Origin of the sequence: Coleofasciculus sp. E1-EBD-02, assembly GCF_040218245.1 — a bacterium.
In the GTDB taxonomy this organism is placed as follows: Bacteria; Cyanobacteriota; Cyanobacteriia; order Cyanobacteriales; family Coleofasciculaceae; genus Coleofasciculus.
In genome coordinates this window covers 1-6,950 of sequence record NZ_JAVJQN010000272.1, presented here as the reverse complement: position 1 = coordinate 6,950, position 6,950 = coordinate 1, and the positions used below count along the sequence as shown (strand labels likewise).

Genomic DNA, 6,950 nt, shown 5'->3' with positions numbered 1-6,950 from the left:
TATGGGCGCGTCTAAATTTGAAGAACAAAACCCTTTACCTGCTGTCCCCAAAGAGTTATCGATTATTACCAATCAGTTGTGGTCGGGTCAGTCCTTTCTTAACCAAACCTTCACTCTAGAAAATCTCAAACAAGCCCGCGCGAGTCAACCCTTTGGCATTCTCCATCTCGCCACCCATGGAGAATTTAAACCCGGTAAAGCCAGTAACTCCTATATTCAGTTTTGGAATACCCGATTAACCCTCGACAAATTGCGAGAGTTACAATTAGATAATCCCCCAGTTGAACTGATGGTATTAAGTGCCTGTCGTTCAGCCTTAGGGGATGAACAAGCGGAGTTAGGCTTTACTGGATTAGCCGTACAAGCGGGAGTAAAATCAGCGTTAGGTAGCCTCTGGTATGTCAGTGATACCGGGACATTAGGACTAATGACCACATTTTATCAACAGTTAAAACAAGCCCCGATTAAAGCTGAAGCTTTACGACAAGCACAATTAGCAATGATGCGGGGGGAAGTGGAATTAGACGACGATGAATTAGTTACACCATCGGCTAGGATTTCTTTACCTGAGGAATTACTCAACCAGGGAAATATTAATCTGACTCATCCCTATTATTGGAGTGCGTTTACTTTAGTCGGAAATCCGTGGTAGTTATAGCACTACGCAGAAAAGTTAGGACATCAGGACACATCATTTACGTATGTAGAGACGTTGCATGGAACGTCTCTATGGTGCCGTAAGTCCTAACCTGCCTTGGTAAGGCTATAATTTGTAAACAAGCCTCAAACCCTTACAAAGGACGTAGTGGACTGACACAGCTAAAATAGGACTTTGTTTGTAGTGAGAACTTTAGGTTGACTCCATTCTGATTCAGACGCTAGAGTCAATTGATCGGGAAATTTTGCCACCAACTCAGCATCGGCTTTGAGTTTAAAGCCCTTGTCGCTCAAACTCTTACAGAGATTCATTAAAGAGGATGGCTTTTGATTACGATGGATCAAGACTTTTTCGATCGCATTCACTGGATCAGGGATACTAGCGTGGCTATCTAAAATAATCGATCGCACCCCATCCCAAGTCCCTGATTCGGACCAGTAGAGATAGCAGTTCCCCATTGCTGATCTTAAAACGGGTACCGTTGCTTGTTGCAAAACTTGCTGCACTAGCGTCGGGCGTCCGTAAGGAATCACCAAGTTTAAATAGTCATCCCGTGTGACTAAATCTCGCATAGAAGCCCCCTGTTCTGAAGGGAACAATTCCAAACAACCTGAGGGTAAACCCGCCTCGTCCAAGGCGTTCTGTAACGCTTGGGCAATCACTTGATTGGATTGACTGGCTTCGCTACTTCCTTTTAATATCAAACTGTTGCCCGTTTTAATACAAAAACCCGCCGCGATCGCACCTAACTCAGGGAACGCCTCATAAATTAAGGCAATCACGCCCAACGGCATCATTTGACAATAGGTTTGAGAATGGTCAAGTTGATAAGACGCATTCATCACCCGACGAATCGGATCAGATAATTCCCCAATCCGCTGCAAAATCCCAATCGCAATCTGGAGTCGTTCTGGCGTCAGCTTCAGCCAGTCTAATACCAACTCAGGAACTGCCATTTCTCGACTGGCTTCCAAGTCCATGGTATTGGCATCCAAGATATCATCAAACGCATTTTGCAAGGCTTTTACCATCGCTTGAACGCCACGCGATCGCTCAACTCCTTTTGTGGTTGCCAAAACCACAGATGCCCGATGTGATCTGGCAATCACACGGTTGGACTGAGGCGTAGGATCAGAGGCTTCCATATCCATCATTTACGAACGCCGATAAGCTAACCAAACCATAAGCGCTGGCAACACCGCTAAAATCACTGCCAGTAATGCCCAAAGAATTATAGAAGGACCGGTTGGAGATTGCAGTGCTAGAGGTAACCAGACAATCAACAAAACCAGCACAATTAAGAGGGCTACAGGTAGGTAGCTTTCCCCAAGATTCCCTTGGGTACTCACCCAGCGATGACCTGTCCAACGCCACGTTTTTTTATAGGGATAAGTCGTCGATAATTGCTCAATTATAAGCCCATTTTCTTCAAGAACGAAAATCTGCTGACAGCGATTACAGCCAAAGGCTTCTGTCAGGGTAATCGGCACTAAACACCCCCGCCGCCGACACGGGCAGGGATACTCCTTACTTAAATCTATCTTTTGAGCTTTCTGAGGTGGCACAAGCGCTATTCAAAACCAAGATTACGTTGATGATTGAGTGTTCCTGATTACACGATCAACTTGTATAGTAAATCACTATAGCTTAAACTTATCCCCACAAATTCCCAACCGAGATTTTCTTGGAGACGCTCATGCTCTAATATTAGCGCTTTCATTTCCCTTCACCAATTTTTGATTGGGCATCGACAAATTATATGCAACAAACTATACACAATAAGCGAAGCTCCAATGGCTTCGCTTTTTATTTAAGCGGGTAACGCGATTCGAACGCGCGACATTCACCTTGGCAAGGTGACGCTCTACCACTGAGCTATACCCGCATTTATTTTGCTTTTTACAGTGTCTCAGAATAATCCAGTTTTGTCAAGTTATTCGTTATTTGCCATAGCTCCTTTGCTCCGAGACATGCCATGGCATGTCTCTACATAGATCATGAATTCCCAGACTCATTGTATTCAGAAGCTGACTCTGAAGGAAGAGACCGCCCTGATGAAACAGGTAAGGACTGAGGAGTTCCTGCCGGATCATAAGCATTATAAGCGGCTGAGCCATTTTGCCCCTTGAACTGCTGCATTAAACTCGCCATTTCTAAGGCACTCATGGCATATTCCCAACCCTTATTACTCTTGATTCCTGCCCGTTCTAAGGCTTGCTGCATCGTATCAGCCGTTAGAACCCCAAAGACTACGGGAATTCCGGTTTGAAAGCTAGCGGCGGCAATGCCCTTAGAGACTTCAGCCGCCACATAATCAAAATGGGGGGTTTGACCGCGAATGACAGCGCCCAAGCAAATCACCGCATCATAGCGGTGGCTAAGGGCAGCTTGACGAGCCATGAGAGGGACTTCAAAACTACCTGGCACCCAAATATAATCAACTTGGGAGCCATGAGGATTGGGATCAACACCGTGGCGTTTCAGGCAATCTTGACACCCGGCTAATAGCTTCTCTGTCACGAGATCATTAAATCTACCGATGATAATTGCCAAGCGCAGGGAGCTGGCTGATGTAAAATTTCCCTCAAAAACTGCCATGGCTATCTTTGCCCTCTTGCGTCATGAGCATCTGTCTGTTGGTGGAGAAGCCCCGTCTGAATTTAATCATTCAGGCGGGGAGAAAGTCAGGCTACCACAAAATAGTTCAGGACGCCAACCACAATGACCAGAGCCAGCCAAAGTCCTGAACCTATCCAAATCAAATTTTTTGATTGCTCCCAGTTTTGGGGGGTAGCATAGGCGACGGGAACACCCACCACCATGACGAATGACAAAATGACCAAAGCTGCCAGTGATATTTGAAATAAGATAGACATTTCCTGTTGTGCCTTTCAAGACGTTAAATCCTTCTGATTGTAAGCTACCAAAAATTGACCCGCTTTTTTGAAAAAACTGAAAATCAACAACAAGGTAGATGGCAGATGGGGGAGATGAGGGAGATGAGGGAGATAGGGTTGTAGAGACGTTCCGGTGGAACGTCTGGGAGATGGGGAAGATGAGGAAGATGACGAATGACAAATGACAAATGACAAATGACAAACCATGGACTTAATCTTGTGTCACACGATTAGCGACTTTGATGCCCTAGGAGCAGCCGTCGGGCTGACACGCCTGAAAACAGGAGCCAAACTTGTCCTAACCGGGGGCGCTCACCCGGCGGTTCGGGATTTTTTGGCACTGCATCGGGATGAGTATGCTTTGATTGAACGACGTTCGGTTAAAGTAGACCAAATTCATTCTCTTGTCGTGGTGGATACCCAAAAGCGCGATCGCTTGGGGAAAGCTGCTCAATGGTTCGACTTGCCTCATCTTACTGCCATTGAACTTTACGATCATCACGGCGACACTCATAGTGATATTCCTGCCACATTTCGACAGGTTGAACCTGTGGGTGCCACCACAACCCTCATCGTCGAGCAATTACAACAAACCTCAATCCAATTAACCACCGCCGAAGCCACAGTGATGGCACTCGGTATCCATGTCGATACAGGTTCCTTAACCTTTGACCAAACCACCCCACGGGATGCTATGGCTCTGGCGTGGTTAATGACACAAGGGGCAAATATTCGCCAGATTGCCGACTATGTAGATCCTGGACTTTCGCCCCAGTTGCAACAACTGCTCACCACAGCCCTAGACCAGTTACAATCTGAAAATCATCAAGGTAATACTCTATCTTGGGTGTTCCTGAAAACTCAAGACTATGTACCGGGACTCTCAAGTTTAGCCTCACGATTAGTTGACCTGACGGAAAGCGACGCCCTATTGCTGGCGGCGGAGTATGGGGGAGATGGGGGAGATGGGGGAGCTGGGGGAGCTGGGGAAGCTGGGGAAGCTGGGGAAGCTGGGGGAGCTGGGGAAGCTGGGGGAGCTGGGGAAGATGGTAGAGACGTTCCGGTGGAACGTCTAGAAGATGTGAGTGAATCCAACCCTCAACACTCAAAATCATCCCGTCTCACGATTATCGGGCGATCGCGAATTCCTGGCACGAATTTAAATGCGCTCTTACAACCCCTAGGTGGAGGGGGGCATTCTCAAGCCGCCGCCGTCACCCTACGCCATGGAAATCCCCCAGAGGTTTTGCCCCAACTCGTTGATCAATTCAAGGAGCAAATTCCCCAACCCCTAAGCGCCCTAGAGTTAATGTCATCCCCGGTGCGAACGATTCGCCCCGATACCACCGTTGGCGAAGCGCAGCGAATTTTGCTGCGTTATGGGCATTCTGGACTGTCTGTGGTTGATGAAAATGACCAGTTAATTGGGATTATTTCACGGCGAGATATTGATTTAGCACTGCATCACGGTTTAGGTCATGCCCCAGTTAAAGGGTATATGACCCGAAACCTAAAAACCATTACCCCCCAAACCTCACTGCCTGAAATTGAGTCGCTGATGGTGACTTATGATATTGGACGCTTACCCGTGTTAGAGGATGAGCAGTTAGTCGGGATTGTCACTCGTACCGATGTGCTGCGACAAGTGCGCCAAGATCAAGAGCGCTGGGGAGAGACTTGCCCCATCCAGATGACCTATCCCTCATCCCGCCTGTTAAATATGCGGGAACGCCTTGCTCCTGCCCTGTGGCAATTGCTCACTCAAGCCGCCCAGGAAGCCCAGGCACGGGGTTGGCATCTCTATTTAGTGGGGGGAGCCGTTCGTGACGTACTGCTGGCGGATGAGAGCCAACCTTTGCTCCTAGAAGACGTGGATTTGGTGGTTGATGGGTTTCATCGGGCGGCTGATGTGGGCGCAGGAGTAACTTTGGCAAAAGCCTTGCGAGAACGGTATCCCAATGCTCGCTTAGATGTTCATGGGGCGTTTCAAACGGCAGCATTGTTGTGGCATAATGACCCGGTGCTGGATTCCCTGTGGATTGATATTGCCACGGCTCGAACTGAGTTTTATCCCTATCCAGCGGCGAATCCAGAAGTGGAAGCCAGTTCTATTCGCCAGGATCTCTATCGGCGAGACTTTACCATTAACGCCATGGCAGCCCGACTGACGGGGAGGCGAGGTGAGGCGTTGCCCCTACTGGATTTTTTTGGCGGGATGTTGGATTTGCGATCGCGTCAAATTCGCGTCTTGCATGCCAATAGTTTTATCGAAGATCCGACTCGCATTTATCGAGCGGTGCGGTTTGCCGTGCGCTTAGGCTTTGAACTGGAACCCCAAACCCAAGACTATATCCAGTATGCGCTAGAGAGTGGCGTTTATGAGCGATCGCTGGGGGCAAATACGCGAGCGCCTGCTCTAGAAACCCGCTTGAAAGCCGAATTAAAGTACATCCTAGAAGCCCCCTATTGGCAACGGGCATTCCAACTCATTGGATCACTCGGAGCATTACGCTGTCTTCATCCCAGCTTAAAGCTTGACCCATTGTTATGGTGGCGGGTTCGTCTAATTGACCGTTGGTTACGACGGTTTGATCCGGATCAAACTTTAAAACATTGGCAGATGCGGCTTGAGGTGTTAATTGCTCATTTAGAGCCTCAAGAACGCGGCAAGGTGGCAGAAAATTTACAACTGCCTATTGATAGTATTGAGCGACTGCAGCATCTCGGACAAGCCCAAACTGAGGTGGTAGAGTCTCTACCCCAATGTCAGCGTCCCAGTGAAGTGGTTTGGCTGTTACGTCAGTATAAATTACCTACATTGGTTTTGATTGCCGTACACAGTTCTAGAGCAATTCGACGCAAGCTGTGGCACTATTTCACGAACTTGGCAACTGTGCAGGCTCCTCTGAATGGGAATGATCTCAAACGTTTGGGTTATAAACCGGGACCTCATTACAAGGAAATATTAGATGCCCTGTTAGCCGCCACCTTGGATGGCGTGATTCAGGATGAGGCAGATGCCAAAGCCTTTCTAGAGCAGCATTATCCTCGTTCTACGTAAATGTTGAGTGTTGGCACAATTTGGATATAGTTCATCTAGGCTGTAGCATTATTGGTGCTTGTGGGGATTGACACTCCCCCGGCTATAAGAGCGCGGGGGATTCTTCCGTCACAGGGAGGTAGAGTTTAGCGTCTTCCAGGACGTGACCTTTACCCTCAGAAAGCTTACCAACCGTGTGTCCCACGGCTACGACTCCTCTAATTTCTATAATGCGAGCGGATGCCACATCCCTATCGGCTGTGTACCCACAATACTGGCATTTGTGTACTCGTTGGGATAGTTTCTTTTTGCCTGTATCCTCTAAGCAGTTGGGGCAAGTCTGACTTGTTCCGGC

The 6,950-nt window shown here is 48.1% G+C and carries 6 protein-coding genes, 1 tRNA gene and 1 pseudogene; 2 read left to right on the top strand and 6 right to left on the bottom strand.

All coding sequences use genetic code 11. From position 1 onward, the window contains the following. The coding region (locus RIC07_RS39090; protein WP_446399218.1) for a CHAT domain-containing protein at positions 1-652 on the top strand (652 nt) is incomplete at its 5' end. 185 nt (positions 653-837) lie between these two features. Here the strand turns inward: RIC07_RS39090 and RIC07_RS39085 are convergent. From RIC07_RS39085 to psbZ, 5 genes and pseudogenes are all read right to left on the bottom strand, one after another. Continuing rightward, positions 838-1,803: pseudogene (locus RIC07_RS39085) on the bottom strand (aldehyde dehydrogenase family protein); the annotation flags it as partial. Between the two features lie 9 nt (positions 1,804-1,812). Continuing rightward, positions 1,813-2,223: a hypothetical protein gene (locus RIC07_RS39080; protein ID WP_446378089.1), complete on the bottom strand. Its 411-nt coding sequence runs from the start codon at positions 2,221-2,223 to the stop codon at positions 1,813-1,815. A 248-nt stretch (positions 2,224-2,471) separates the two neighbouring features. After that, positions 2,472-2,543: transfer RNA gene (locus RIC07_RS39075), tRNA-Gly, on the bottom strand. A 110-nt stretch (positions 2,544-2,653) separates the two neighbouring features. Next, positions 2,654-3,256: a 6,7-dimethyl-8-ribityllumazine synthase gene (gene ribH / locus RIC07_RS39070; protein ID WP_446378091.1), complete on the bottom strand. Its 603-nt coding sequence runs from the start codon at positions 3,254-3,256 to the stop codon at positions 2,654-2,656. An 86-nt stretch (positions 3,257-3,342) separates the two neighbouring features. Next, the gene (psbZ, locus tag RIC07_RS39065; protein ID WP_446378093.1) at positions 3,343-3,534 is read right to left on the bottom strand and encodes a photosystem II reaction center protein PsbZ; all 192 of its coding nucleotides are present in this window, start codon (positions 3,532-3,534) and stop codon (positions 3,343-3,345) included. A gap of 226 nt (positions 3,535-3,760) precedes the next feature. Between psbZ and RIC07_RS39060 the strand changes: the two genes are divergently transcribed. Next, positions 3,761-6,616, top strand: a complete 2,856-nt coding sequence (locus RIC07_RS39060) for a CBS domain-containing protein (RefSeq protein ID WP_446399217.1) — start codon at positions 3,761-3,763, stop codon at positions 6,614-6,616. Positions 6,617-6,698: 82 nt separating this feature from the next. Here the strand turns inward: RIC07_RS39060 and RIC07_RS39055 are convergent. Further along, the coding region (locus RIC07_RS39055) for a zinc ribbon domain-containing protein (protein ID WP_446399216.1) at positions 6,699-6,950 on the bottom strand (252 nt) is incomplete at its 5' end.